At 52.0% G+C, this 25,508-nt stretch carries 26 protein-coding genes, 1 pseudogene and 1 riboswitch; of the genes and pseudogenes, 16 read left to right on the top strand and 11 right to left on the bottom strand.

What is annotated here, in order from left to right; genetic code table 11:
* Window positions 1-3: 3 nt before the first annotated feature.
* The 12 genes from CFLAV_RS25165 to CFLAV_RS25110 all read left to right on the top strand — a co-directional run bounded on the left by CFLAV_RS25165 (window position 4) and on the right by CFLAV_RS25110 (window position 10,971).
* Window positions 4-387, top strand: coding sequence for a hypothetical protein (locus CFLAV_RS25165; protein WP_040550129.1), 384 nt, complete (start codon window positions 4-6; stop codon window positions 385-387).
* Window positions 388-469: 82 nt separating this feature from the next.
* Window positions 470-2,047, top strand: coding sequence for a TonB-dependent receptor (locus CFLAV_RS25160; protein ID WP_150107585.1), 1,578 nt, complete (start codon window positions 470-472; stop codon window positions 2,045-2,047).
* Between the two features lie 18 nt (window positions 2,048-2,065).
* A complete protein-coding gene (locus CFLAV_RS25155; RefSeq protein WP_007417691.1) occupies window positions 2,066-2,980 on the top strand; it encodes a metal ABC transporter substrate-binding protein in 915 nt (304 codons plus the stop codon).
* A gap of 69 nt (window positions 2,981-3,049) precedes the next feature.
* The gene (locus tag CFLAV_RS25150; protein ID WP_007417690.1) at window positions 3,050-3,937 is read left to right on the top strand and encodes a metal ABC transporter permease; all 888 of its coding nucleotides are present in this window, start codon (window positions 3,050-3,052) and stop codon (window positions 3,935-3,937) included.
* A gap of 392 nt (window positions 3,938-4,329) precedes the next feature.
* The gene (gene atpB, locus CFLAV_RS25145; RefSeq protein WP_007417689.1) at window positions 4,330-5,304 is read left to right on the top strand and encodes a F0F1 ATP synthase subunit A; all 975 of its coding nucleotides are present in this window, start codon (window positions 4,330-4,332) and stop codon (window positions 5,302-5,304) included.
* 63 nt (window positions 5,305-5,367) lie between these two features.
* Window positions 5,368-5,586 (top strand): ATP synthase F0 subunit C, encoded by a 219-nt coding sequence (locus CFLAV_RS25140; protein ID WP_007417688.1) that lies wholly within the window; start codon window positions 5,368-5,370, stop codon window positions 5,584-5,586.
* A gap of 53 nt (window positions 5,587-5,639) precedes the next feature.
* Complete coding sequence (gene atpF, locus CFLAV_RS25135) at window positions 5,640-6,182, top strand: F0F1 ATP synthase subunit B (protein ID WP_007417687.1); 543 nt, start codon at window positions 5,640-5,642, stop codon at window positions 6,180-6,182.
* A gap of 10 nt (window positions 6,183-6,192) precedes the next feature.
* Window positions 6,193-6,585: a F0F1 ATP synthase subunit delta gene (locus CFLAV_RS25130; protein WP_007417686.1), complete on the top strand. Its 393-nt coding sequence runs from the start codon at window positions 6,193-6,195 to the stop codon at window positions 6,583-6,585.
* Between the two features lie 28 nt (window positions 6,586-6,613).
* Window positions 6,614-8,146 carry a F0F1 ATP synthase subunit alpha gene (gene atpA / locus CFLAV_RS25125; protein ID WP_007417685.1) on the top strand — a complete coding sequence of 511 codons (1,533 nt, stop codon included), beginning with the start codon at window positions 6,614-6,616 and terminating at the stop codon, window positions 8,144-8,146.
* A gap of 6 nt (window positions 8,147-8,152) precedes the next feature.
* The gene (gene atpG, locus CFLAV_RS25120) at window positions 8,153-9,031 is read left to right on the top strand and encodes an ATP synthase F1 subunit gamma (protein ID WP_007417684.1); all 879 of its coding nucleotides are present in this window, start codon (window positions 8,153-8,155) and stop codon (window positions 9,029-9,031) included.
* 11 nt (window positions 9,032-9,042) lie between these two features.
* Entirely contained in the window at window positions 9,043-10,494 is a 1,452-nt protein-coding gene (gene atpD, locus CFLAV_RS25115) for a F0F1 ATP synthase subunit beta (RefSeq protein ID WP_007417683.1), read from the top strand.
* A 66-nt stretch (window positions 10,495-10,560) separates the two neighbouring features.
* Window positions 10,561-10,971 (top strand): F0F1 ATP synthase subunit epsilon, encoded by a 411-nt coding sequence (locus CFLAV_RS25110; protein ID WP_007417682.1) that lies wholly within the window; start codon window positions 10,561-10,563, stop codon window positions 10,969-10,971.
* A 302-nt stretch (window positions 10,972-11,273) separates the two neighbouring features.
* Here the strand turns inward: CFLAV_RS25110 and CFLAV_RS25105 are convergent, their stop codons facing one another.
* From CFLAV_RS25105 to thrC, 8 genes and pseudogenes are all read right to left on the bottom strand, one after another.
* Window positions 11,274-12,068, bottom strand: a complete 795-nt coding sequence (locus CFLAV_RS25105; RefSeq protein WP_040550128.1) for a sulfotransferase family protein — start codon at window positions 12,066-12,068, stop codon at window positions 11,274-11,276.
* Between the two features lie 363 nt (window positions 12,069-12,431).
* Window positions 12,432-13,226 (bottom strand): polyphosphate kinase 2 family protein, encoded by a 795-nt coding sequence (locus tag CFLAV_RS25100; protein ID WP_007417680.1) that lies wholly within the window; start codon window positions 13,224-13,226, stop codon window positions 12,432-12,434.
* 42 nt (window positions 13,227-13,268) lie between these two features.
* Window positions 13,269-14,729: a hypothetical protein gene (locus CFLAV_RS25095; RefSeq protein WP_007417679.1), complete on the bottom strand. Its 1,461-nt coding sequence runs from the start codon at window positions 14,727-14,729 to the stop codon at window positions 13,269-13,271.
* A gap of 76 nt (window positions 14,730-14,805) precedes the next feature.
* Entirely contained in the window at window positions 14,806-15,318 is a 513-nt protein-coding gene (locus CFLAV_RS33125) for a GNAT family N-acetyltransferase (RefSeq protein ID WP_007417678.1), read from the bottom strand.
* 389 nt (window positions 15,319-15,707) lie between these two features.
* A complete protein-coding gene (locus CFLAV_RS33120; protein ID WP_007417677.1) occupies window positions 15,708-16,268 on the bottom strand; it encodes a hypothetical protein in 561 nt (186 codons plus the stop codon).
* Window positions 16,269-16,615: 347 nt separating this feature from the next.
* The gene (locus CFLAV_RS25080) at window positions 16,616-16,912 is read right to left on the bottom strand and encodes an NIL domain-containing protein (protein WP_007417676.1); all 297 of its coding nucleotides are present in this window, start codon (window positions 16,910-16,912) and stop codon (window positions 16,616-16,618) included.
* A gap of 17 nt (window positions 16,913-16,929) precedes the next feature.
* On the bottom strand, window positions 16,930-17,205 hold the full coding sequence (locus CFLAV_RS25075; protein ID WP_007417675.1) for a MoaD/ThiS family protein: 276 nt from the start codon (window positions 17,203-17,205) through the stop codon (window positions 16,930-16,932).
* A gap of 4 nt (window positions 17,206-17,209) precedes the next feature.
* Window positions 17,210-18,471 (bottom strand): annotated as a pseudogene (gene thrC, locus CFLAV_RS25070) (threonine synthase).
* A gap of 82 nt (window positions 18,472-18,553) precedes the next feature.
* A riboswitch (SAM riboswitch) is annotated at window positions 18,554-18,673 on the bottom strand.
* Window positions 18,674-18,966: 293 nt separating this feature from the next.
* Here thrC and CFLAV_RS25060 point away from each other — a divergent pair.
* From CFLAV_RS25060 to CFLAV_RS25045, 4 genes are all read left to right on the top strand, one after another.
* A complete protein-coding gene (locus tag CFLAV_RS25060; protein WP_007417672.1) occupies window positions 18,967-19,731 on the top strand; it encodes a tetratricopeptide repeat protein in 765 nt (254 codons plus the stop codon).
* 2 nt (window positions 19,732-19,733) lie between these two features.
* Window positions 19,734-20,420 (top strand): MIP/aquaporin family protein, encoded by a 687-nt coding sequence (locus tag CFLAV_RS25055; protein WP_007417671.1) that lies wholly within the window; start codon window positions 19,734-19,736, stop codon window positions 20,418-20,420.
* Window positions 20,421-20,492: 72 nt separating this feature from the next.
* The gene (locus CFLAV_RS25050; protein WP_007417670.1) at window positions 20,493-21,785 is read left to right on the top strand and encodes a UDP-glucose dehydrogenase family protein; all 1,293 of its coding nucleotides are present in this window, start codon (window positions 20,493-20,495) and stop codon (window positions 21,783-21,785) included.
* A 20-nt stretch (window positions 21,786-21,805) separates the two neighbouring features.
* The gene (locus CFLAV_RS25045) at window positions 21,806-22,273 is read left to right on the top strand and encodes a (deoxy)nucleoside triphosphate pyrophosphohydrolase (RefSeq protein WP_007417669.1); all 468 of its coding nucleotides are present in this window, start codon (window positions 21,806-21,808) and stop codon (window positions 22,271-22,273) included.
* Between the two features lie 91 nt (window positions 22,274-22,364).
* Here the strand turns inward: CFLAV_RS25045 and CFLAV_RS25040 are convergent, their stop codons facing one another.
* From CFLAV_RS25040 to CFLAV_RS25030, 3 genes are all read right to left on the bottom strand, one after another.
* Window positions 22,365-23,540 (bottom strand): nucleoside-diphosphate kinase, encoded by a 1,176-nt coding sequence (locus CFLAV_RS25040; RefSeq protein ID WP_007417668.1) that lies wholly within the window; start codon window positions 23,538-23,540, stop codon window positions 22,365-22,367.
* Between the two features lie 7 nt (window positions 23,541-23,547).
* Window positions 23,548-23,745: a DUF5679 domain-containing protein gene (locus CFLAV_RS25035; RefSeq protein ID WP_007417667.1), complete on the bottom strand. Its 198-nt coding sequence runs from the start codon at window positions 23,743-23,745 to the stop codon at window positions 23,548-23,550.
* 172 nt (window positions 23,746-23,917) lie between these two features.
* Complete coding sequence (locus CFLAV_RS25030) at window positions 23,918-25,417, bottom strand: long-chain-fatty-acid--CoA ligase (protein ID WP_007417666.1); 1,500 nt, start codon at window positions 25,415-25,417, stop codon at window positions 23,918-23,920.
* Between the last annotated feature and the right edge of the window lie 91 nt (window positions 25,418-25,508).

The following is a 25,508-nucleotide window of genomic DNA, read 5'->3' as shown; positions in this document are numbered from 1 at the left end:
CGCTTGTTAAATAGGCTTGCAGGGCGGGCTGGGTTTTGGTTCAGTGCAGTTGATTTGCAACTGGAAAGAAAATTCCATTTCGTTGCGAAACCAGCCCTTGCTGGTTTGCTGGCCATCCTGTTGCTCTGCTTCTCCACGCTGGCCGCGAGTCCGACGCTCCATCAACTGATCCATTCCGATTCAGCGCCGGACAGCCAGTCCTGCGTTGTTTGCCTGCTGGCACAAGGGCAGGCAAATTCGGTTGCGATCATTTCAATCGCTGCTGTTTTCGTTTTCGCCCTCTTGCTTCTGGTAGAGGTTGCCAGGGCGGCAGCTTTTCTTCAGTTTGATTATCGATTCGCTCCCAGCCGGGGGCCGCCCTCTGTTTCTTCTTCTCACGCCTGGTAGTCAGTTCGTCCCTTTAATTCCAATACCATAAATGTGCGGCTTGAATGCCGTCGTTTATGTGCCCGTTGATAGAAGAAGAAAAATGAAAATTTATAAAATTATTGGGTGGTCTTCTGCCCTTTGCCTGAGTGCAACCCTGCTTCGGGCCCAGGAGACAAATGAAGTGGAGCTTTTGCGGCGTCAACTTAAGGATGCCACGGAAAACTTCGACAAAGTCGTCAGAGAGCAGCGTCAAATCATTGATTCGTTAAACAAGCGGTTGGATGCCCTCTCGCAATCACAGGGTCAAATAACCAATGCCCAGCAGCAGCCGATGCTCGCGACCAGTCCATCGGCGTCAACAAACCAACCTTCAGCTAGTACTCCGCCGACCAACGATCAGGCTACCGCAGCTGAGAAAGCGAAGTTGGAGGAACAACTGGCAAAGGATCTGGCAGCCAATGCCGAACCCGCTCCGGCCAAATCAGCGACTGCTGCGGGCAAGTCGATTGATCTGTCGCAGCCACTAACGATTGCCAGGGCAGGCTCAGCCTATATGAACATCAGCTTTGATACGTTGATGGATTTTGGCTGGTCAACGGCGCGTGATCCATCCGCTCAACTTCAACTCGGCGATCACGATCCCATCAAACGCGGATTCTCCCTGCGCAATGCTGAACTGGCGGTGGACGGAGCTGTGGACCCTTACTTCAAAGGGTTCGGGAATATTGTTCTCAAGTTGGATCAAAACAACCAAACCAGTGTTGAGTTGGAAGAGGCGTACCTGGTGACCACCTCATTGCCACATAACTTGCAATTAAAGGCGGGACAGTTTTTTGCAGCTTTTGGACGACAGAATCCGCAGCACCCGCATCAGTGGGCGTTTGTGGACGATCCGATCATTCTGACGCGCGCTTTCGGTCCGGATGGATTACGGAGTATTGGGACGCAGCTATCCTATTTGCTGCCGCTCCCATTTTATACCGAAGCGTTCCTGGGAGTGCTGGATGGGCAGGGTGGGACGTCGTTCAGCTTTCGTAATCCGGGCGATCCTGATGTTACCGGTGTGTCCCGTTTTCGAGGCCGCGCGACATTTGACCGCTCACTGCGCGGTCCGCAGGATTTGGTTTATGTTCCGCGGTTGGCTTCTTCGTTTGAGGTGACAGAGCAACAAACGTTGGTGCTGGGAGCTTCAGGCGCTTTTGGATCGAATGAAACGGGGCCGCACAGCCGGTCTGAGGTGTATGGAGTGGATGCGTACTGGAAGTGGAAATCACTCAATGCGAATGAAGGTTTCCCCTTCGTTTCCTTCCAGACAGAAGGATTGTTCATACGATACGGAGCGGGAGCAGATCCGACCGCGACGTTGCCGGGACCATTGCCGGCGGAGAACCTGCACGATTGGGGAATGTATTCCCAGGTGCTCTGGGGTTTTAAACCGCATTGGGTGGCCGGACTGCGCGGCGAGTATGTGAATGGTGATGCCGGGGCTTTCGATCCATTTGATCCATTTCGTGGGGAACGGACACGCGTGTCTCCGAACATGACGTGGTTCCCGAGCGAGTTTTCCAAAATACGTCTACAATATAATTTCGATAACGGCGAGTTCATCGGCCAACAACATTCAGTATGGATGCAGGTGGAATTCCTGCTGGGTGCTCATGGTGCACATAAATTTTAAAAAGAAAGAAAACAAGTTATGAAAAAGTTTAAATTAAGTTTTGTACTCCTTGCGGCGCTGTTGCCGTTGATGGCGCAAGCCAAGATGAAGGTGATAGCCACGACCCCTGATTTGGGTTCAATCGCCGAAGCGATCGGTGGAGACAAAGTGGAAGTGACCACGTTGGCGCGTCCGACGGAAGATCCGCATTTCGTCGATGCGAAGCCGAGCTTCATTGTGAAGCTGAATCGCGCGGATGCGTTGGTGGAAGGCGGGGCGGAGTTGGAGATTGGCTGGCTGCCGCGCCTGCTGGATGACGCGCGCAACAATAAGCTGGAGCCCGGCGCACCAGCACACATTTCCGCGAGCCAGGGAATCCAGTTGTTGGAAGTGCCGGCGACCCTGGATCGTTCCAAGGGGGATATTCATGCAGCAGGTAATCCGCACTTCATGACGGACCCCATGAACGGGAAAATCGTGGCGCAGCATATTGCGGATTCGTTTTCGGCACTGGACCCGAAGTCGAGTGAGACCTACAAGGCCAACTTAAAAAAGTTTACCGGTGAATTGGATGCCAAGATGGGCGAGTGGGATAAGTTGCTGGCACCTTATAAGGGGCAGGAGGTTATAGCATATCACGATTCGTGGCCTTACTTCGCGAAGCGGTTCGGTCTGAACATCGATATGTTTCTCGAACCAAAACCGGGTATCCCACCCACGCCTTCACATCTGGCGGAAGTCATCATAAAAATGAAGCAGAACAAAGATCATGTTATCATTGTTGATCCCTATCAGAATCGTAAAACCGCAGATACGGTTGCCCGCAACACCGATGCGACTGTCGTGCAGGTGACCCAGTTCCCCGGCGGTGTGAAAGGGACGGAAGGTGGTTACATTCAGATGATGGATTATTTGGTAAAATCGATTGCCACCGCGTTGGGCGAAAAGAAGTGATGATGAGTTCATGCGCGGCAATTGTCAGCGTGAAGCGCAGGCGATTGCCGCGATAACCGCGGTAAAGATATGAGTGAAATATTGTCCGTAATGAAGTGGCCGCTGATTGCGTGCCTATTGTTGCCCGGGTTCCTGGTTTATTTGGGACTGCACATTGTGCGGCGAGAGATTATTTTCGTGGATCTTTCGCTAGCGCAGGTGGCGACGCTGGGAACATGTGTGGCCATCCTGATGCATTATGAACCGAACTCGACCCAGGCTTACCTCTTATCCCTTGCCTTCACGTTCATCGGCGCAATCATTTTTACCGTCACGCGCAACAAAGGACACCAACATGTGCCGCAGGAGGCATTGATTGGAATTGTGTATGTGGTGGCGGCGGCCCTGGGGATTTTGTTATTGAGTCGAAGTGCAGAAGGCAATGAAGAGTTGCGCCGCACCTTGATTGGGGACGTGCTGCTGGTCGATCCGAAACAAGTGATGAAGACTTTTGGGCTTTATGTTGGGGTCGGGGTGGTTCATTTTATTTTCCGTAAGCAGTTTCACGCCATTTCATTCGAACCTGAACGGGCGGAAGCCGAGGGGATTCGGGTTAAATGGTGGGACTTTCTTTTTTACGTGCTGTTCGGATTGGTGGTCACAAGCTTCGTGCAGATCGGTGGTGTGTTGCTCGTGTTCTCGTTTTTGATTGTGCCGGCGGTTTGCGCCAACTTTCTGGCGAACAAATTGCGCTGGTTGCTTTTAATTGGTTGGACCGTAGCGACGGTTTCGAGTGTCGTAGGGCTTTATGGGTCCTACAAAATGGATTTGCCAACCGGTGCGGCAATCGTTTGTGTCTTGGGAGCGTCTTTGTTGCTCGTCGGAATTTTTGCAGCCTTTCGCAAAAAGCCCTGTGATCCAGAAGAGTGTGGTGCCGGTCGCGAGCCTGTGAGTGCCAAGGCGGAACAGAACAGGTAGGTGCGGATTAGACAACACTTCAATTCAAATCATTAGAGCAACTAAAGTGCTTGCCTTTAGTTGCTTCTGAATTAATTTTCGTAAGAATGGGATCACGAATCTGGTAAGGGGAGTTAATGCTGAATTCGTCCTCTGCGGGTGGATTGAAGATTGAAATAGGCTGTATGCGTATTGATTTGCGTGTTGCGGTGTCCTCGTAAAAACCCTTTGTTATCAGGTATTTAGCAACCTGTTCCCAAGCTTGGTATTAGCCCGGAAAAGTGTTCGTTAATTTCTTTAAAAAAAGCTTGTGAAAAATTTCACGATGAGGCAATTTTTCACCCGCTCTCGACGGAGTGTCGGTCAACTGGGGAAAAAGTGTCCCCAAAAAATAACGATTTAGAATTTTTGTGATGCGTTTCATAAGATTGATTCTGGCGGTGGCTTTAATGGCGGGGATGCCAATGATCGCCCGTTGTGCTGATAAGGTCGAAGCCCCCGCAGCAGACTCCACTCATGCGGTGGTGGCTGCAGCGCAGGAACATGCTGGTGAAGCCAAGGCGGGACCTGAAAAGGAAGAAGGGGTTTCGCTCAAACCTATTGAGATCTGGCACATCGGAAAGCTTCCCATCACGAACTCCATGTTGGTCACCTGGATTGTGGCGATTGTGATCATCGTGTTCGCCCGCATCGCTACTCGCAACATCAAGGAAGTGCCTATGGGAGCCCAAAATTTTTGGGAATGGTTGGTTGAGAGCCTTTATAACTTTCTTCGGGACCTGATTGGCAGTGATCTGGTTCGGCGGACCTTCTGGTTCTTTGCAACGATCTTCATTTTAATTCTGGCATGTAACTGGTTTGGGCTTATTCCTGGAGTTGGCACGATAGGCTATGGACATAAGGCTCCGGATGGAGGGTTTGTTGTTGACCAACCGCTATTCCGTGGTGCTAACGCCGACTTGAATATGACCTTTGCGATGTCGATGGTTTTCTTCGCCTGCTGGCTTTACTGGGCGATTACTTCCAATGGCGTGGGTGGCTTTCTGGGGCACATCTTTGGTGTCAAAGGTAACACCGCTGGTTTCATGAAGGTGTTGATGGTCATTGTTTTCTTCTGCGTTGGTATCCTGGAAGTGATTTCCATCCTCTTTCGCCCGGTTTCACTCAGTTTCCGTCTCTTCGGTAACGTGTATGCCGGTGAGAGCATGTTGGAAGCGATGTCACACATCGTTCCCAAGCTCGGCTGGTTGATACCCATTCCGTTCTACTTCATGGAGCTTTTGGTTGGGTTAGTACAGGCGCTTGTGTTCATGTTGTTGACGGCGGTGTTCACGCTGTTGATAGCCTCACACGCGGATGATCACGATGCGGCACATCCACACCACTAAAACACTTTCAATGGCTTGACCGTGTTCAATCGCGGGAGCCATTGAGCAACAAAAGGAAAAAACATGTTAATGCCCTTATTGGCAGAAATCACGGGTAACCTGCACATCGGTTTGGCAGCTCTCGGAGCAGCTATCGGTGTAGGAATCATTGGTATGAAGGCTTCGGAAGCAGTGGGACGCAATCCCGGCGCTGCAACTCCGATTCTCGTTCAAGCCATTTTGAGCACGGCCTTCGCTGAAGGTATCGTGTTCTTCGCCATCTACCTGGCAAGGGGTCAATAAGACCCTCAGGCGCGGAGTTAAATCCGCGCCTGTATTTTCCTTGGAATTTAAATATGAATCATTTGTTAATTCTTGCAGCCGCTCAAGGGAATCCGTTTGAGGATATCGCGAAGCAATTCGGTTTCAATTGGCCTTCGTTTATCGCGCAGGTGATCAGCTTCCTGATCGTTGCAGGATTGCTCTACAAGTTTGCCTATCAGCCAATCTTGAAAATCCTAGATGAGCGCCGCAAACGCATCGAGGAGAGCCTGGCGAATGCCGAGAAGATCAAGGCGGAAGTCGCCAGCACCGAAGTCGCCCGTCAGGAGATCCTGGCAAAGGCAAATACGCAGGCCAACAAGTTGATTGAAGAGGCGCGTGCTGCAGCGAACAAGGTTCGCGAGACCGAAACGCAGAAGGCGATTGGTGAAGCGGCGCAGATCATTGCCAAAGCCCGTGAAGCCACTGTGGCTGAACGTGCGGCCGAAATGGCCAAATTGCGCCGGGAAGTGGGACAACTGGTGGTTCGCACTACGGCGCAGGTTACCGGCAAGATTCTTACACCGGAAGACCAGAAGCGCCTGGTGGATGATACGAACAAGCAATTGGCAGCCTAAGAGTTTTTAAATGAAAATCTCCAAACAAGATCGCCGCGAAGCCAAGCAACTCTTCCGCAGTTGTGTGGCCAACGGAGTGTTGGATGAGAACCGCGTCCGGCAGGCCGTCAGCGCCGTGTTGGCCCAGAAGCCGCGCGGATATTTTGCGATCCTGAGCCAGTTTCAAAAATTGGTGAAGCTTGACTTGGATCGTCGTGCCGCGAAGGTGGAGAGTGCCACGGCATTAACCCCGGAGATGCAGGCATCGGTAAAAAATAACCTGACCAGCAAGTATGGGCAGGGTTTGAACATCACCTTTGCGCAAAATCCAGCATTGCTCGGTGGATTGCGAATCCAGGTGGGTAGCGATGTGTATGATGGCAGTGTGCGTGCACGGCTGCAAAGTTTGGAAGAGTCCCTGTAATTTTTAGATCTGATTTTAAAGAGAGCCTATGAGTAATTTATTACAAGAAATCGAAGCCCAAATTTCGGGTGTCAAGACCAGCGTAGCGAAGCAGAATGTTGGCATTGTGCGCGAAATCGGTGACGGCGTAGCCAAGATTGAAGGTCTGACTGATGCGATGCTTAACGAGATGCTTGATTTCGGCAACGGAATCGTCGGCCTCGCGTTGAACCTGGAAGAAAACGAAGTTGGCGCGATTATTCTTGGTGAATATACCAGCATTCGCGAAGGCCAGGAAGTGCGCACCACCGGCAAGTTGTTGCAGGTGCCAGTGGGCAAAGGCCTGCTTGGCCGCGTGGTGAACTCACTGGGCCAGCCCGTCGATGGCAAGGGACCGATCACGAGCGATGTCAGCTATCCTGTTGAGAAAATTGCTCCGGGCATCATCAAACGCCGGTCGGTCAGTCAGCCAGTGCAAACTGGTATCATGGCGGTTGACGCGATGATTCCAATTGGCCGTGGCCAGCGCGAATTGATCATTGGTGACCGTTCCACTGGCAAGACGACCATTGGCGTGGACACGATGATCAATCAAGCCCGCATCAACAAGGCAGCAGAAGCTGCCGGGGACAAGAGTTTTCGTCCCATCTACAACATTTATGTAGCGATCGGCCAGAAGCAGTCGAACATTGCGCGCGTGATTAATGTGTTGGAGGAGGCCGGTGCGATGCCTTACACCATCATTGTGGTGGCGGCCGCTTCTGATTCAGCCACGAACCAGTATCTTGCACCGTTCGCCGGTGCGGCGATGGGCGAATGGTTCATGGATAACGGCATGGACGCCTTGATCATTTATGATGATCTTTCCAAGCACGCAGTTGCTTATCGCCAGGTGTCACTGGTGTTGAAGCGCCCGTCAGGCCGCGAAGCTTATCCTGGTGACGTATTCTATTTGCACAGCCGCTTGTTGGAACGTTCGGCTCGTGTGAGCGAGAAGTACGGCAATGGTTCATTGACCGCGCTTCCGATCATTGAAACGCAAGCCGGTGACGTTTCGGCGTATATTCCGACCAACGTGATTTCGATTACGGACGGCCAGATTTACCTTGAAACAGACTTGTTCTATCAAGGTGTTCGTCCGGCTATTTCTGTCGGTCTCTCGGTCTCCCGCGTGGGTTCGGCGGCGCAGATCAAAGCGATGAAGCAGGTGGCAGGCCGTATCAAAGGTGACCTCGCCCAGTTCCGCGAATTGGCTGCGTTCGCGCAGTTCGGTTCCGATCTGGATGCCAGGACGCAGGCCCAGCTTGAACGTGGCAAGCGCATCGTGGAAGTGTTCAAGCAGCCGCAGTACAATCCAATTGCCGTGGAAGTTCAGGCTGCGACTTTGTGGACGGTGCAGAATGGTTTCATGGATGACGTGGCCGTGGACAAGATCAAAGATTTCCAGAAAAAACTTACCGAATATTTGACTACCCGGAAGTCCGAGCTGATGGGCAAGATTCTGAAAGAAAAAGCACTTTCTGACCCGCTTATTGCCGAGTTAAAGGCAGCGGTGACCGAGTTCAAGCAAACATACAAGTAAACGATCATGCCGAGCACGCGCGACATACGCCGACGCATCAAGTCGGTCAAAAACACGGCGCAGATTACCAAAGCCATGCAGATGGTTGCGGCATCCAAAATGCGCAAAGCGCAGGGTGCTGCGCTGGCGGGACGCCCATACGCCACTTTGATGAACGAGGTGCTCGCCGAAGTGACGACCGGGGCAGGGGACTTTACCCATCCACTACTGGAAAAGCGGGAGGTCAAGAAGCGCGCGCTGATCGTCGTGAGCACAGACAAAGGTTTGTGCGGCGGCCTGAACAGCAATTTGATGCGTGAGGCGGCGAAGTTTGATCGTGACATCACGGTGTTCATCACGGCAGGGCGCAAGGGTTCCCAATTCATCGCACGCACGAAGCGGCAATTGGTGGCCGAGTTTACTTACAAGGATGCACCATTGTTTAGTGAAGCGCGGGCAATCTCCCGGTTCGCCCGCGAGATGTTCGAAAAGGGCGAAGTGGACCAGGTGGATATTCTTTTCACCAATTTCATTTCAACCCTGAACCAGAAACCTGAAGTGGTGCCGTTTTTACCGGTGGGCGAAATCACCGGGGTGACTGCGGGAGTTCATGGCCATGCCAATGTGGAAGCGCTGGCCAAGGGAACGACGGAGTTCATTTATGAACCCGGTGTTGCCGGTGTGCTGGGAGCCTTGCTGCCGCATTACCTGAACTTCAAGGTTTACCAGATTTTGCTGGAAGCGAAGGCGAGCGAACACAGCTCCCGCATGGTGGCGATGAAGAACGCCACGGATAACGCGAAACAATTGATCAAGGACCTGACGCTGGAATACAATAAATTGCGCCAGGCGAATATCACGAAAGAACTTTTGGAAATTACCAGCGCCGCGATGGCGATGAGCTAAATAAAGATCACATGAATAAAGGTAAAATCGTACAAATCATCGGTCCGGTCGTGGACGTGGAGTTCACGGGCCAGCTCCCCGCGATTTATAACGCGCTGACCGTGGAATTCACCACCCAAGGTCACGTGACCAAGCTGACGCTGGAAGTGCAGCAGCACCTCGGCGACAACTGGGTGCGCGCGGTGGCCATGTCTTCGACTGAAGGGTTGAAGCGCGGACTGGAAGTCGTGGATACCGGCGGCCCCATCACGATGCCTGTTGGCGAAGCGGTAATGGGCCGTGTGTTCAACGTCACTGGTGACCCGGTTGACGAGCAAGGGCCGGTCAAGGCGGACAAGCAATATTCGATTCATCGCACGGCTCCCCCGTTGGTAGATCAATCAACCTCTCCGCAAGTGCTGAGCACGGGTATTAAAGTCATCGACCTCATTTGTCCCTTCTTGAAGGGTGGCAAGGTCGGAGCATTCGGTGGCGCTGGTGTCGGCAAGACTGTCGTGATCATGGAACTGATCAACAACATCGCCAAGTTGCACGGTGGTGTCTCCATGTTCGCCGGCGTTGGTGAACGCACCCGTGAAGGCAACGACCTTTACAATGAAATGATCGAAGCGGACGTCATCAAGGTCGAGAAGGATGAGAAAGGTCATCCGAAGATCGGCTCTAATGGTATGCCGATTCTTAAGCCTGGTTCCCGAATTGGCCTCGTCTATGGCCAGATGAACGAGCCACCCGGTGCCCGTTTGCGTGTAGCGTTGTCGGCTCTGGCAGTGACGGAATATTTCCGTGACGAGAAGAACCAGGACGTGTTGCTGTTCATCGATAACATTTTCCGTTTCTCCCAAGCCGGCTCAGAAGTATCCGCTTTGCTGGGCCGCACGCCGAGCGCCGTGGGTTATCAGCCGACTTTGGCGGCAGAAATGGGCAACTTGCAGGAACGTATTACTTCGACCAAGAAGGGTTCCATTACTTCGTTCCAGGCAGTTTATGTGCCTGCTGACGATTTGACTGATCCGGCACCGGCGACCACATTCGCGCATTTGGACGCCACAATTGTGTTGGAGCGATCCATCGCTGAATTGGGTCTCTTCCCGGCCGTGGATCCTTTGGCCTCGAACTCCCGTGCTTTGACACCGGAAATCGTGGGGCAGGAGCATTATGACGTGGCTCGTGGCGTGCAACGCGTGTTGCAGCGTTACAAGGACCTGCAGGACATCATCGCTATTTTGGGTATGGACGAATTGTCGCCTGAGGACAAGACGACCGTGTTCCGTGCCCGCAAGATTCAGAGATTCCTGAGCCAGCCGTTTACTGTGGCGGAGGTGTTTACTGGACGCAAAGGCAAGCAGGTGCCTGTGGCTGACACCGTGAAGGGGTTCAAGGAAATCCTGGAAGGGAAGCACGACGATGTTGCAGAAGGTAACTTCTATATGAAGGGCGGCATCGAGGAAATCAAGGAAGCCTAAACAATTACGAACCTCGGGTTTCGAATTTGAATTCGAAACCTGAAGTTCAAAACTTAAATCGCGAACATGGCCAACACTTTAAAACTCGAGATCGTCACTCCAGAGGCGAAGACCTATTCTGAAGATGTCGATATGGTCACGTTGCCCGGGGCGGAAGGGGAGATGGGAATTTTCCCAAATCACGTTCCGTTGATGACGCAGATCGTGCCGGGTGAAATCGGTGTCCGGAAGGACGGGCGGGATTACTTTCTGGCCGTGGGTGAAGGGTTTGCCGAGATTACCGGTACTCGCGTGGCGATCCTGACGGACATGGCAATCAAGGCGGAGAATATCGATGAGGCCAAGGCTGAGGAGGCTAAACGTCGTGCTGAAGCCCGTCTGGCTGAGAAGCTGGATGATGAACAGGCCGCGATGGTAAGCGCTTCACTGGCGCATTCGATTGCCCAGTTGAAGGTCAAGCGTCGTCATCACGGATAAGAGCTTCCTAAACATTTCAAAGGCGCTACGAAAGTAGCGCCTTTTTTGTCTACCATGTGCAAGGGTATTTTATGAAATCTGTTCCGAGTGAACTTTGCTACACACGTGCAGGAAATGCCCGATGTGAAGCTGATTAGCGAAGTTTTGGATATTATCTTTATGAGGTCCTGATCTGCATCTGACAGCCCACGCTGGAATAATAGGCTTTTGTTATCAGCTAATAACTCAAAAGTTTTTCCTGAAAATAAAGTTCTCGCACGCGGAGTTCATGAAACTCCAACCTGCGAGAAGCAGTGGTGACTTTAGGAATATTGGTAGAGTTCCATGATTCGGCGGGCGTGATTGGAATGTGGCAGCAGAAAGGAATCGTATTTTTTATTCGGGTCCGGCTTGACGTCACGGACAAGGAAATTGGCGGCTTCACCTGGCAGATTGAGGCCAAAGAAGGCAAATACTCCTTCCATGGTTTCGATGGGTTTACTGCATAAGTCCTCGAAACGAAGCGTGTGGATGGGTGATTTCATCGTGGCCTTCGCCTGCAGGACCCAATCTTCATGGAGAGCCCAGCGGTCCAGAACGAACTCAGGACGTTTCTTCCAAAATTCGGGGACGACAGGCCAGGTTTTAACGGCTTCGAGCTTGCTGGCGATCACTGCGCGGGGATGGCGAACAATATGAAGGTAACGAGCATCGGGAAAATGTTCCTCAATGAAAGGTCTAAGTTCAGGATCGCTTTGCTGGACGGGTTTTTTATCGCCAACCCATTTGATGCTGCTCGCGGGAGGAGTGGGGGCAGCAAGTCTTCGCAAATGTTCTTCAACGCGACAGAACGTATTAAAAATGGCTTTTCCGTCGTTTGCGAGTGAGGGAGAGGAGTTGAATATGTGAGCACAATCCTGAAGCGTTTTGTTCATGCCCAGCGGACCGTCCCACGGATAGCACTGATATCTCCGGGGCCATTCATTTCTGGCCTGATAAAGAATCCAGAGGATATCAGACTCGTGACTGGCAAACATCTCAGGATGCAAATTCAGCAATCGAACGAGCAGGCTGGTGCCGGATCGTTTATTGCCCATAAAGAAAAATTGTCGGGGCATTTTCTGCTTTTAACCAAGTTGTGCGCTTTCAGTTATACTAACCGGTGACTCTCCGGTTCTTTTCATTTAAGCAGATTTCCCAAACAAGAATACTGGGGTGCATACCCCATGGCGCGAACGTTGAAAAACTTGGTGGTTGAGAACCACGCGAAGTAATTAATAGGATGACTTGTCGAAGGGGAGGCGCATTTACTGAAGGGTGATGGCTGCGTGGCAAGGTCGCCAAAAGAGAGTGTTACGAATCGAGTATGCGAGCAAGTTGAAGGATGGCCAATGTCTGCCTCGTGTCTTCGATGCTAAACAGTGCGAAGAGCCTAAACAGGACTTATGTCCGGCTCCAATGCGTTGATGGCGACGGATTAGTTATTTGATTTTAACTTTGGAGAGGTCGATTTTGGGTTTGGGCCATTTCATTTTAAGTTTTTGCAGGGCATCCACGACCACTCCGGCGATGGCGTAATCGCGGAACCATTTGTGATCGGCGGGAATGATGTGCCAGGGGGCATAATTGGTGCTGCACTTATTGATGGCATCTTCGTAGGCCTCCTGAAAGTCGTCCCAATGTTTACGCATCTCGAGGTCGCTTTCTTCAAACTTCCAGTTCTTGGTGGGGTCTTCAATGCGAGCCCGGAGGCGTGCGGCCTGTTCCTCCTTGCTGATGTGGAGAAAGAATTTTAGCACGATGTAATTGTTGTCGGAGAGTAGCTTCTCGAAAGAATTGATTTGTTCGTAACGCGCTTTCCAAACCGGCTTGGGAACCAGGTCCATGACGCGAACGACGAGGACATCCTCGTAATAGGAGCGGTTGAAAACGCCGAAGTGGCCGTAGCGAGGAACAGCTTTATGGGCGCGCCAGAGGTAGTCATGGGCAAGTTCCTCGGAGGAGGGGACTTTAAAGCTGGTGGTTTCAACGCCAGAGGGTGGAACGAATTCCAAAACACGTTTGCCGGCGCCGTCCTTGCCGCTGGTATCCATTCCTTGCAACAGGATGATGAGGGAATGATTGCTGTTAGCGTAGAGCAGTTGCTGGAGTTCGGCGATGCGGAAGCAGAGTTTGGTGGTTTGTTCCCGGGCTTCTTCCTTGCTCATGCCGGCGCGATAGTCGGGTTTGAAGTTACTGAGACGGATTTTGGATGTGACCTTGATGGGTTGAGCCATAAGTATTTATAGCACGTAGAACGATGCGATGCAGGATTTTATTTACTGACGATGGTGGATGAAGTCGGTGCCTTTTTTCTGCATTTTCACGGTGGCGGAGGTGGTTTGGCCGGGCGTCAACTGGACTTGAACGGATCTTTCGCCATCGTTCCATGAGTTGGTGATAACGGGCATTTCGTAGTTGGTGGACTCGGCCATGAATGGTTGATTGAAAGGAGGAAGATTGCTCACCACAACGACACCATTTTTATCGGTCAGGCCGCGAAACATTGGAGGAGTATTTCTTGAAAGTTCGGCCCAGTTGATTTCCTGCTGCCGCAACAGGTCCTCCGATTTGAACAGGCGATCCATGAAAACTGTGGAGCCCCAATCGTTCCAAATGACATTCGGCCAGAAGGTGACTTTGGCAGAGGGCAAGGGGTGTCCGGCTTCGTCGAGCAGGGTGATGTTGCAGGTCGCGGTTGGTTGCATGCCGATGACTAATTGGGTTTCGCCGTTGGACAATTTAAACGGCTGAGGAATGCGAATGGAGGTTCGCCTGTTTGGGCCATTGGTGGAGATAAAACCATCGCAGAGCGCGATAATTTCACCATGGCCGGCCGGCAAAGATTCGAAAGTGAAGGTGCCATCAGCATTCACGGGACGCCATGAGACCCATTGAAGGTAGTCATGGTTGGAGTTGATGATATCGGAATAGATTTCCAATTGGACGCGGCCATTCGCGACAGGGCGTGGGACGGAGTCAGCGAGACAACCGTTCAATCGGAGGCCGGGTTTGAGCTCGAGAAGAAAAGCATTGGTTTGTCCGGAAGACGCATTAAAAGGTTGAAGATCGCTGAACCAGGGCGGGCTGTTTGTTGGAAGATAAATGAGCCGGACGACGTTCGATCCTTCCAGGATGCGTCGAGTCATAAGGAATCCATCGCTGGTCGGCAGCCATTCTTTTTCACCATGAAGCATCCAGGTGGTGACCTGGGGATGAAAGTTGGTAATGCGGTTCTCTTTGGAACTGATATAGCCGGCGAGTTTGAGGATGCCGCCGCGCTTCAAAACAACAGGGTCGGGATGAGTCACGATATGCCTGGTTATTACCGCGAGAAAAAATTGGGCCTTTTTGAGCAGGGTGGCATTGGCCGGGGGCGAGGCGGAGACGGTGCGGAAGGGACGATCAGGGCAGAAATCAGGGTGGTCCACACGGAAGCTGATTTCGCCGGTTTCGAGTCGCTCGACGACATAGTGAGGATATGAAACTCGAGCAATGCCTTTGGCATCCGTCTTAACCGGGAGAGGTTTTACGGGAGCCTCATCGGTCCACATGTAATGGCCGCCATTCTTTTTTGGTCGAAGGCCGTCGGGTGTGATGATGGCCCCGGCGACGGGGTTGCCTGCAGCATCAATCACCTTAAGGATGGCGACGGGATGGTGGGGAATGCCAAAGGCCAGCCATAAAACGAAGGCCGCGACAATCAAGATGATGAGTAAAAGTTGCGTCTTTTTGGCCATGAAATTTCCCTTCAGTGACTCCGTGTTGGACTAGTAAGCAGGAGATTGCCGGGAAAAGCAAGGATGGCCTAAAACGCTATAGTTCGATTTCGAATCGACAGAGGGGAAATGAAGTTTCGAGGTCGGGAATTACTTCGATGAGCTGAGCTCCGCACTTTAAAAGGACGCGTCGGGATGGAAGATTGGTTTCCTGACAGGTGAGGACAACGCGATTCAGGCCAAGGTGGCGAGCTTCAAGCAAGGTCATGCGGAGAAGGGCAGTGCCATAGCCTTTGTTTCGTTGGGAGGGTAGAACGTCGTAGCCTATGTGCCCGTGATATCTCTCGCCTTCGAGATCCAGCTTTGGTCGCACTCTCGCAACGCCGAGTATGTCCTCATCCTGTATCATCCAAAAGGTGTGGTAGGGAGCGCAATTCTCAGGCAGGGTCCGGCCTTCGGCAACTGAAGCGAGGAATTCGAGATAAGCAGAGAAATCAGTTTCACCAGCGGCGTATTTGGTGACGCGTTCCGTTTCACCTGCGAGCCGATATTCTGCCACGAGACGTTTGAAGGCATCGGTGTATTTTGGCTGGGGCAAGGAGAGGAACATGATGGTATGTGCGGATGCCTAGAGTTTGAGGAAGCGATCAGATGCGTCAAGGGCGTATACCGAATGCCAAAATTAATTTCCGAAATGGGAAAAAGAACTGGAATGAAAGGAGTCAATAAGCCTGATAAAAGTGGAGACTGAAAAGTCGTGAACCGGGGGATGAGGTGATTCGTTAGTCGTTGAGAGCAGGGTGCATTCGATTCGAGGCGGCATTGTCGGCCTTGCCTCAAACCAAAATTCCTCCTGCCATTTGGAAACTTCTTTCAGCATTCGGCATAGATGAAAAAAGAGACGGCTGGAGGAGCCGTCTCTAAAAGCGGAATTTAATGCGAGTTGAAAGCTTGTGTGTTCGATTATGGAAATGAGCGCACAAACCTCACACAATCACATCAAGGTCTGGGAATTCCCTTGGGGAAAGTGGGTTTGGGAATGACGTCGAAGACGTCGAGGATTTCGTGGGTGGCTTCAAGGATGCGAGCAACCTTGCCTTCAACGGTGACCACAACGGTGCCCACCGGCGGGACGGGTAGCTTGATGGCAACCTCCTTTGGCAGAGGCTCGCAGTGTTCGTAAATTTCCGCGGGGACTGGTTGGCCTTTCACCATTTTATCCTGCCAACCGGGAGGGAGGTTCTCACCACGGTCGACTTTTTTGGCGAGTCCGGGCGGAAGATGTTTGTGCTTCCTTGATTCGGAGCTGCTGTAGGGGCGGGACACGTACCAGGTCTGGATTGCCTCTTTTTCCCTGGCAGTGATTTCGCATTTGGATTTGTCGTGATCCCGCTTATGGTCGTGCCCGCGGTCATGATCGCCATCTTCATCGTGATGTCGGGAGTTGCCATCCTGGGAATGCTCGCCGTGTTCTCCTTTTTCATGGTCACCGGCAAAGACGCTGGTTGAGGCGATGAGGATGCTTGTCAGGGCTATGGCCAAAGGTTTGATTAATTTCATAAGGTTCCAGTTCAACAATCGAGAAGATTGGTATGCAAGGGACGTGCCAGCCCAAATATCGGTAAGAGGAGGATTGGAACAGTATTTAGAGTGGCTTGGGCGGGAGTTTTGCAAGATTGCTGAAATAGCAGGATGGCATTTTGCAAAGAGACGGTGGAGAGGGGATGAGTGAGGCGGGACACGTGTCCAGAATTGGGAATCGAATCAGAAGCAGCCGCGGGTCGCGTACGTGACGTAAGAGGCTGAGATGTCTGAGCCGTGGGAGGATGTTAAATGAAGAAGAGACGGTGGTAAGCCGTCTCTGTGGGAAATTTTGCTGAAAATGAAATCTTCAGCCGCGCAAAAATTTAGCTTTCGATGACGTTGATTTCGACGGGTTCGACACTGACACCGATTTTTTCGAGCCACTTGATGGCAGCTTTGATATCGGCGCGTTGGCCGCTCAGTTCGAGGCTGACGATGCCAATTTCATCAGTGACGCTGCACTGACGAATGTTGGTGACGACCGGAAACTTTTGGCTGAGCTGCCAGATGAGCGGTTCCTTGATGAGCTTGGGCGGGTACATGAGCCACAAGCGAGTCTGGTCCTGACCGTTGCCAGGAGAAGCTTTGACGGGCGCTGTCTTTTTGGTTTTGGCTGCCATGGAATAGAAAGGTTGAGCTAGCCTCCGGCGATGGCGGGGATGATGCTGATCTCATCGCCATCTTTGAGCGGGGTTTGCTGGTTTTGAAGGAAGCGGATATCTTCCTCGTTGACGTAGACGTTGACGAAGCGACGGACTTCGCCACTTTCATCAATCAAGCGTTCCTTGATGCCAGGAAATTTGGTCTGCAATTCAGCGAACGCGGCACCGATGGTGGCAGCGTCGACTTCAACGAGTTCCTCGTTGTTGGTCAGCTTGCGCAAAGGAGTGGGGATGCGAACTTTTTTAGCCATAAGCTTATGTGGTTACAGTGGACAAATTTTCATTGGCAAGCAAGGTTTCAAATTCGCGCAGGCTCGGCTTGATTTCGCGCGTGTTGCCGACATGGCCGACGACGGCGTCGAGGGTCTTGAGACCATTGCCGGTAATACAGAGTACAGCGGAGTCGTTGGCCGGAATTTTGCCGGCGGCGATGAGTTTTTTTGCGACACCAACGGTGACACCACCAGCGGTTTCGGTGAAGATTCCTTCGTATTCGGCGAGGAGTTTGATGCCTTCGCGGATTTCGTCATCGGTGACATCATCGCAAGCAGCGCCGGTTTCCTTCATGACGCGGAGGGCGTAGAAGCCGTCGGCAGGAGTGCCGATGGATAGCGACTTGGCGATGGTGTTTGGCTTGACCGGCTTGAAGAAGTCGAGGCCGGCTTTTTGCGCGACAGAAATGGGCGAGCAACCGGTGGCTTGGGCGCCATGAACCTTGTAAGCGGATTCGGAGACGAGGCCGAGCTTGGTGAGTTCCTGAAAGCTCTTGTGAATCTTGGTGAGCAGTGAACCCGAGGCCATGGGGACGACGGTATGTTGCGGGATTTGCCAGCCCAATTGTTCAGCGATTTCGTAGCCCATGCTCTTGGAACCTTCAGCGTAGTACGGGCGCATATTGACGTTGACGAAGGCCCAGCCGAATTTGCCGGCGATTTCGGCGCAGAGACGATTGACCTCATCGTAGTGGCCCTTGATGGCGATAACATTTGCACCGTAGACAAGGGAGTTGACGATCTTGCCCTGTTCAAGGTCGGAGGGAATGAAGACGTAGGACTTGAGGCCGGCCGAGGCGGCATTGGCGGCGACGGAATTGGCGAGATTGCCGGTGGAGGCACAGGCGACAGTAGTGAAACCGAGTTCGCGAGCGCGACTGAGAGCAACACTGACCACGCGGTCCTTGAAAGAGAGAGTGGGATAGTTGACGGTATCGTTCTTGATCCAGAGTTCACGGATGCCGAGGCGCTTGGCGAGACGATCGGCCTTGATCAATGGCGTGAAGCCAACCTTGACACCAACTGTGGGGTCACTGGCGACGGGGAGCACTCGCGGTAACGCCACATGGATTGAGGGCGGGAGGCGATTGCGGATTTGGTGAGGGATTTTTTGATGCGGTCATAGTCGTAGGCGACTTCGAGCGGGCCGAAATCAAATTCGCAGACGTGAGTGGCGGTGAGGGGGTATTCGCGTCCGCACTCGCGGCACTTGAGTGCCTTCATGAAACCATCGTGTTTGTCCATAATCTTCTGATCGCGTTTGTTTGTGGGGAATAAAAAACCCCTTCCCATGTGGAGAGAAGAGGAGACAAAATCGCGACTGCTCTTCTCATTTTTCCCCGAGCTAATGGTGCTCGAGCTGGACTTGGCACCTGCACTGGAAATCGCGTCCCAGCCGGTTGCCGTGGTTTCGTAGGGCCAGTCCCTCAACCACTCTTCATGAGATCGTTGTTATCAACGAATGCGGATAGTTTGATATAAGGGTGTAATGGTGTCAACAGGATTTTATGCATGGGGAAGTTGCAAGCGGAGGAAAGCAGGTTGAAGATGATGATTGGCAGAGTCTTGGGATGATGACTATGTTTGGACGAGTGGCACTGGATCGGGTCCGCCAGGAATGCAGACAAAAGGCTTCGTTGATGGGTATTCGACTAATGCCTGCGTCATTCAATTTCGACATCCTTGAATCTTTCGGCTTGCGTTTTTGCTGGCTGGACGGAAGATTCCACCCCCTAATATATGGATTCTGAAGCAACGCAATCTACGGATTTAATTAAACTGGTTGACTGGCTGCACAAAAACCAAAAACAGCTGATCGGTTTCGTGCTGGCCATCGCGGTGATTGGTGGCGGCATAGCTTTCTATGTCGCGAACAAGAACCGACAAGAGGTTAAGGCAGGCGAGGCGCTTTCGGAATTGAGGCCGTCAAGAGCCACACCAGGGACCCAGGCACCGTCAGTACCGCCTGACGCCTATCTCAAGGTGGCGAACGAGCATCCTGGCACCAGCGCCGGAGGGCAGGCTCTGTTGCTGGCCGGAGGGGCACTATTTGAAGCTGGCAAATTTAAGGAGGCACAAGCGCAGTTTGATCGTTTCCTAGGTGAGCACGGCGACAGTGCACTGGCATCGCAAGCGCGGATCGGAGTGGCGGCGAGTCTTGAAGCCCAGGGAGAGGACGCCCAAGCTGCGGCGAAATATCAGGCGCTGATCAGCAGCCAGCCAAATGACTCTGTTATTCCGCAGGCCAAAAGTGCCCTGGCTCGTTTATACGAGAAGCAAGGAAAATATGCAGATGCCCTGAGGCTTTATCAAGAGCTCACAAAGCAGGGCAACAATGATTCGTGGTCAGCAGAAGCGGGCATTCAAATCGAGGAGTTGTTGGCGAAACATCCGGAGTTGAGACCGGTAGCGCCGGTTGCTCCCACATCACCGATGATTCCTAAATCATTGCCGGTTTCGACAAATTTCGCCAAACCTGCGAACAACACAACCAACAAGCCCTAACCATGAATCAGAACCTGTCCAAGAAATGTCTGGCTGAATTCATCGGCACCTTTACGCTTATCTTCATCGGAGTTGGAGCCATCTATAACGACAGCGTTCAACATATTGGTTTGCTGGCAGTTGCTCTCGCCCATGGTTTGGCCATTGCCTGTATGGTATCAGCAACAGGAGGCATTTCCGGAGGGCACCTGAATCCTGCTGTGACTCTGGGCTTGTTTGTGGGAGGCAAGATCAAGTTTTCTGATGTTATTGCCTACTGGATATCGCAACTGGCGGGTGGTGTAGCGGCGGGCTTTGTGTTGGTTGCAATGTTTGGAGATAAGGGCAAGGAAATCGTGGCGCATGGAACTCCGGACATCGGCCAGGGTGTTTTGCCGATAACTGCGATTGCCATTGAGATCGTGCTGACTTTCTTCCTGGTCTTTGTGGTTTATGGTTCGGCGGTGGATGCGCGTGCCCCGAAAATCGGTGGGTTGGCCATTGGTCTTACGGTGGCATTGGATATTTTATTTGGAGGTCCACTTACGGGGGCAAGCATGAATCCGGCGCGCACCTTTGGGCCGGCAGTGGCTTCCGGGCATTGGGCTAATCATTACGTTTACTGGGTCGGACCGCTGATTGGTGGGGTATTGGCCGGATTGATATACGGTCGTTTTCTGATAAAAGAAGACAAACAAACTGCGAGCTGACGCTTGGCAGAACCAGAATTGCGCGGATTTCGATACAAGGAAATCCGTTTGGACAATCAAATAACAGCCTAAATGAAATTAACAATTATCGGAACAGGGTATGTAGGGCTCGTCACCGGAACCTGTTTCGCCGAGGTTGGGCACCAGGTCATTTGTGTCGACAGGGATGAAGATAAAATCAAGTTGTTGAACTCGGGGGGAATGCCGATTTACGAACCGGGGTTGGAGGAATTGGTAAAAAAGAATGTAGATGCCGGACGACTTAGCTTTTCCACCTGCACCAAGGAAGGTGTGGAAAAATCCGATGTCATTTTCATAGCTGTTCCCACGCCACCGATGCCGGATGGTTCGGTGGACTTGAGTTTTATCGAGAGTGTGGCCCGGGAGATTGCCGGAGCCATGACCAGCTACAAGATCATTGTAGATAAAAGCACCGTGCCGGTAAAAACAGGAGACAAGGTTTCGGAGACGATCAAGCGTTACTGCAAAGCCAAAGTTGAATTTGACGTGGCCAGCAATCCGGAGTTCCTCCGGGAGGGATTCGCGGTGGATGATCTCATGCATCCTGATCGCGTTGTAATTGGCGTAAAGACCCAACGACCAGTGCAGGCTTTGAAAGAGATTTATGCACCTTTTGAAGCGCCGATCATTGTGACTGATATCAACTCAGCAGAGTTGATCAAGCACGCGGCCAATTCCTTTCTGGCTTTGAAGATCTCCTACATTAATGCCGTTTCCGTCATCTGCGAAGCAACCGGGGCCAACGTTCAGGAAGTTGCCAACGGCATGGGGATGGATGGCCGTATTGGTAGACGGTTTTTGGATGCCTCGCTGGGCTTTGGAGGCAGTTGTTTTCCAAAGGACCTGAGTGCCTTCATCAAAATTTCCGAGCAACTTGGTTATGATTTCGCGCTTCTGAAAGAAGTGCAGCGTATCAATCATGATCAGATGAATCGCTTTGTTAAGAAAATCCTAGATACACTGTGGGTTTTGAAAGACAAGAAAATTGGCGTCCTTGGACTGGCTTTTAAGCAGAACACTGATGATATCCGGATGTCCCCGGCCATTGACCTCTGCCTGCATCTTCAGAAGGAAGGAGCCAAGCTCCGCGTGCATGATCCCAAGGCCATGGAGAAGGCAAAAGCTGTGTTGCATAACGTGACCTATGTTGACGACATGGACGAGGTGGCCGAAGGCTGTGACGCCCTGGTAATTGCCACGGAGTGGCCGGAGTTTAAGAAACTTGACCTTGAGCGTGTCCGAAAGTCACTGACTCACCCCATTCTCTTCGATGGCCGAAACCTGTTCGATGCAAAAGAGATGGAGAGCCTCGGCTTTATTTACAAGAGCATTGGGCGACCGTAACCTGCGACTTGAATTTTCCAATGACGAATGAGAACACCACTCCGGATTCGGTTAGTTCGTCAAAACCAGATTCAGAAATTGAACTCCTTAAGAGCATTGAGGTTTCCGCGGGTCTTGTTTTTCGGAATGGTCTTTTGCTGATCACCCAGCGCCGGGCTGGGGATCATCTGGAGAATCTATGGGAATTTCCCGGCGGCAAACGGTCGGCAGAGGAGTCCTTTGAGGCATGCCTCAAGCGGGAATTAATGGAAGAACTGGGAATTGAAGTGGAAGTCAGGGATCTTGTTGATGACATCACCCATGACTATCCCGGGAAACGCGTGCATTTAAAATTTTTCAAGTGCAAGTGGCTGCGAAATGAGCCCCAGGCACTGGCCTGCCAGAATTTCGCGTGGGTCGGACCAAACCAGTTAAAGCAATATGCGTTTCCCGCAGCCGACGAGCGTTTGCTGACGAAGCTCTTTACCGGTGCCGAACTGTGGCGTTAAACCGGTGTCCGTTCCCGATCCTACTTATGGGGTGTAGGGCAAAAAGAAAAAACCTCCGGTTTGGCCGGAGGCTTGCTGGTTTGAAAGCAGTTTAGGAGATCTTTCCGTACAGTTCTTCAACCACTGCGGTAAAATGGTTTTCTCCCACTTTGACGATGCCCAATTCACGTTGAGCGCTTTCCTCTGAGTCGCTGGCGTGCGCCGCATTAACCATGATGGTTTGGCCGAACTCGCGGCGGATGGAGCCGGGAGGCGCCTTCGAAGGATCGGTTGGCCCGAGCACGTCGCGAATTTTGCGAACTGCTTCGACACCTTCGTAAACGAGAGCGATACATTTTTCAGTGCCCGGTTGGACCATCTGGGCAGCATCGCATTCGGAAGGTGCCCGGCCGGACATGAACTTAACAATATTTTCGAACTGGTTGTCACCGAACGCAGGTCCAAGGATGTCTCCCAGCTGCTTTTCTTCGTTTGGAGATATCCGGAAGCCCATCTCTTTTTCAATGGCGGCTTTGGCCTTCGAAGCGACCATGTCTTTCAGGCGGGTCCGCAAAACGTCCTTCACAGGTCCATAGAATTCCGAGGCATCCGCGACGCTCATGCGCAGCACCTTGATGCCAACGATATAGAGACCAGTGCGGGAGAAGAAATCGATAACGTTACCCGGACGACCCGTGGGGAAACGGAAATTGTCAGGCTTGATCAGGACCAAGGTGCGTTGAGTTTTTTCGCCCGGTGGATAAGCGATGGTATTCTCGACAATGCCGCCATCCGCAGCAGAATATTTGGCCCAGAGCTTTGCTTTGAGTTCGGCTTCCTCCATGTTGGGCGCGGCAAGAACAGCAGGCTCAAAATATTTGACCTGATTGTTTTCGTCGATGATCAGGTCGCCATAGGTATCGCGAATGGTTTCGCCACCGCGACGTTCAGTGCTGATATTACCGATGACAGAACGGGTTTTGCGTACGGCATCTTCACCTTTGAAGAGGAGCATCATTACCCGGCGGCGACGCCCTGTCTTGGCATCAGGAGCAAGGTTTTCAATAATATAGTGGTAGATGAGCTCCTGAATGCGACGATCCTGGGGATCATTAGCGGAAACGATTGCTTCAGAATACTTATTAACCAATTCCGCACTTGGGGCAAACATGCGGGCGGCAACGAGGTCAAGGCCGGTGCGGGTGATTAAGCGGCTCAAAATGCCGCCAGTTCTGGACTTGTGGAGTGAATACGGAGTTATAATTACGTAAGCGAGTTCTTGAGGCATATATATATCAGTTTGCAGGGCTCGTCTTGGCTGGAGCAGGAGTGGCAGGCGTATTTACAGCCTTGCCGCCCAATATCTTAAACATAACGGTGCCACATGTGGGGCATTTCCCCTTAATGGCTTTGCGACCGTTCTTCATGGTTTCTTCCACTGCTTCGACGATTTCCTTCTTGGCTTTGCATTTAACGCAATATCCTTCAGGCATAGAAAATTACCCGATGAGCACATCATGCACCCAAACGGTGATACAAGTAGCTTAAGGTTCGCCTATCCAAAGCGTCAACTGGTAAACAGAACTATGGGAGTTTAGGAAGTCTAGAGTTGTAAGATATTCTGCTACAAGCACATGGGTGGATAACAGCTCTGTATTAGTCCGGTTACTGAGAGGGAGTATCAGGTGTGCCAGCCATCTCGCGAAGGGTGGTTTTTAAAACCTTTCCGGTTGCGTTGCGAGGGAGGGCGGGCAAACAAACCACCTTCTTTGGCACTTTATAGTCTGCCAATTTGGAACGCACGAACTGCAACAGGGCTTTTTCATCGACAGTCGCACCTTCATTGGCGGAGATAAAAGCGAGAGGTTGTTCTCCTTTGCGCGGATCTGGAATTCCAATGACGGAGGCTTCGCGGACTCCTGGAAATTGGTAAATGATTTCTTCCACTTCACGGGGATAAACATTGATGCCGTTGACCAGAAGCATGTCTTTTTTGCGATCCGTGATGTAGATGTAACCGTCGCTGTCCTTGTAACCGATGTCGCCGGTAAGCAGCCATTCGCCTCGCATGACATTGGCAGTTTCGGCCGGCTGGTTCCAATAACCCATCATGACATTTCCACCGCGCACACAAAGCTCGCCCACTTCGCCGGGGGGCAACACCTGTCCGGCATCGTTTTGAATGGTCACTTCCACGTGAGGAATTGGGAGGCCGATCGAGCCTGGCTTGCGGACGCCATTCAGCGGATTTTTGGTAACCACCGGACTGGCTTCGCTCAAGCCGTAGCCCTCAATCAGTGGGAAGGGAAACTTCTCGCCGAATTCCTTCAAGATCTGGACGGGCAGGGGGGCTGCGCCGCTGATGCACATACGGAGGGGCAATTGAATATTTGCAGGCACACTAACCATGCTGCGGAAAAATTGAGGGATCGCCGGCAGAACCGAAGCCTGACGTTGGATGATTTCCTGCAGAACGTTGCGCGGCGGGTGAAGCGAGCGGATGAGAACAATTGAGGCTCCAACGATTAAGGGCAGAAAGACACCCACCGTGAGCATGAAACTGTGAAACATCGGCAACAGGACTGCCATGCGGTCCTGTTCCACCGTTTGCAGCACCAGACGGCAGCTCTCGACATTGTGAAGCAGGTTGCCATGAGAAAGCATGGCTCCCTTGGGACGCCCGGTTGTGCCTGAGGTGTAGATGATGACGGCCAGATCCTTCTCAGTCTCAACGGGAGCTGGAACTTTCGCAGTGTTCAGGACATCGGGGCCGAATTGTTCGACCTGGATGATGTGTAAATTGGGACGGCTGGCCTGGAGTGCAGGCAGATGTTCCGCCATGGCGGAATCGGTGATCATGATATCGGCGCCTGCGTCCTGAAGGATGTAATTAACCTCGGCAGGTTTTAAGAAATTATTGACGGGGACCACGACGCAACCAGCGTGAAGAATGCCGAAGAGCGCGGGGATAAATTCGGGACAATTTTTCAACCAAAGGGCAACGCGTGCACCCGGTTTAGCATTGAGCCTGGTTTGCAAATAACTGGCAACGTGTTCACTCTGATCCCAAAGCGTGGCGAAAGTATATTCCTGTTCACCCCAATAAAGAGCCACTTTTTGGGGATTTTTTCCGGCTGATCTGGCAAAAGCACTGGACAGATTCATTTTCTAAGAAGATATGCGGGATTAGCCCATTACGCCAAGCCATAAGTCACTCGAATGGAATGTCAGTAAATGTTTTTCTCATTTCCACCTT

This window comes from Pedosphaera parvula Ellin514, from assembly GCF_000172555.1.
Taxonomy (GTDB): domain Bacteria; phylum Verrucomicrobiota; class Verrucomicrobiia; order Limisphaerales; family Pedosphaeraceae; genus Pedosphaera.
Note: the sequence above shows the minus strand (reverse complement) of the source record. Positions and strands in the feature narration are given on the sequence as shown.

Coding starts and splice junctions, on each gene's coding strand:
- CFLAV_RS25160 (WP_150107585.1), top strand. CDS start 470: ATGAAAATTTATAAAATTATTGGGTGGTCTTCTGCCCTTTGCCTGAGT.
- CFLAV_RS25155 (WP_007417691.1), top strand. CDS start 2,066: ATGAAAAAGTTTAAATTAAGTTTTGTACTCCTTGCGGCGCTGTTGCCG.
- CFLAV_RS25150 (WP_007417690.1), top strand. CDS start 3,050: ATGAGTGAAATATTGTCCGTAATGAAGTGGCCGCTGATTGCGTGCCTA.
- atpB (WP_007417689.1), top strand. CDS start 4,330: ATGCGTTTCATAAGATTGATTCTGGCGGTGGCTTTAATGGCGGGGATG.
- CFLAV_RS25140 (WP_007417688.1), top strand. CDS start 5,368: ATGTTAATGCCCTTATTGGCAGAAATCACGGGTAACCTGCACATCGGT.
- atpF (WP_007417687.1), top strand. CDS start 5,640: ATGAATCATTTGTTAATTCTTGCAGCCGCTCAAGGGAATCCGTTTGAG.
- CFLAV_RS25130 (WP_007417686.1), top strand. CDS start 6,193: ATGAAAATCTCCAAACAAGATCGCCGCGAAGCCAAGCAACTCTTCCGC.
- atpA (WP_007417685.1), top strand. CDS start 6,614: ATGAGTAATTTATTACAAGAAATCGAAGCCCAAATTTCGGGTGTCAAG.
- atpG (WP_007417684.1), top strand. CDS start 8,153: ATGCCGAGCACGCGCGACATACGCCGACGCATCAAGTCGGTCAAAAAC.
- atpD (WP_007417683.1), top strand. CDS start 9,043: ATGAATAAAGGTAAAATCGTACAAATCATCGGTCCGGTCGTGGACGTG.
- CFLAV_RS25110 (WP_007417682.1), top strand. CDS start 10,561: ATGGCCAACACTTTAAAACTCGAGATCGTCACTCCAGAGGCGAAGACC.
- CFLAV_RS25105 (WP_040550128.1), bottom strand. CDS start 12,068: ATGCCCCGACAATTTTTCTTTATGGGCAATAAACGATCCGGCACCAGC.
- CFLAV_RS25100 (WP_007417680.1), bottom strand. CDS start 13,226: ATGGCTCAACCCATCAAGGTCACATCCAAAATCCGTCTCAGTAACTTC.
- CFLAV_RS25095 (WP_007417679.1), bottom strand. CDS start 14,729: ATGGCCAAAAAGACGCAACTTTTACTCATCATCTTGATTGTCGCGGCC.
- CFLAV_RS33125 (WP_007417678.1), bottom strand. CDS start 15,318: ATGTTCCTCTCCTTGCCCCAGCCAAAATACACCGATGCCTTCAAACGT.
- CFLAV_RS33120 (WP_007417677.1), bottom strand. CDS start 16,268: ATGAAATTAATCAAACCTTTGGCCATAGCCCTGACAAGCATCCTCATC.
- CFLAV_RS25080 (WP_007417676.1), bottom strand. CDS start 16,912: ATGGCAGCCAAAACCAAAAAGACAGCGCCCGTCAAAGCTTCTCCTGGC.
- CFLAV_RS25075 (WP_007417675.1), bottom strand. CDS start 17,205: ATGGCTAAAAAAGTTCGCATCCCCACTCCTTTGCGCAAGCTGACCAAC.
- CFLAV_RS25060 (WP_007417672.1), top strand. CDS start 18,967: ATGGATTCTGAAGCAACGCAATCTACGGATTTAATTAAACTGGTTGAC.
- CFLAV_RS25055 (WP_007417671.1), top strand. CDS start 19,734: ATGAATCAGAACCTGTCCAAGAAATGTCTGGCTGAATTCATCGGCACC.
- CFLAV_RS25050 (WP_007417670.1), top strand. CDS start 20,493: ATGAAATTAACAATTATCGGAACAGGGTATGTAGGGCTCGTCACCGGA.
- CFLAV_RS25045 (WP_007417669.1), top strand. CDS start 21,806: ATGACGAATGAGAACACCACTCCGGATTCGGTTAGTTCGTCAAAACCA.
- CFLAV_RS25040 (WP_007417668.1), bottom strand. CDS start 23,540: ATGCCTCAAGAACTCGCTTACGTAATTATAACTCCGTATTCACTCCAC.
- CFLAV_RS25035 (WP_007417667.1), bottom strand. CDS start 23,745: ATGCCTGAAGGATATTGCGTTAAATGCAAAGCCAAGAAGGAAATCGTC.
- CFLAV_RS25030 (WP_007417666.1), bottom strand. CDS start 25,417: ATGAATCTGTCCAGTGCTTTTGCCAGATCAGCCGGAAAAAATCCCCAA.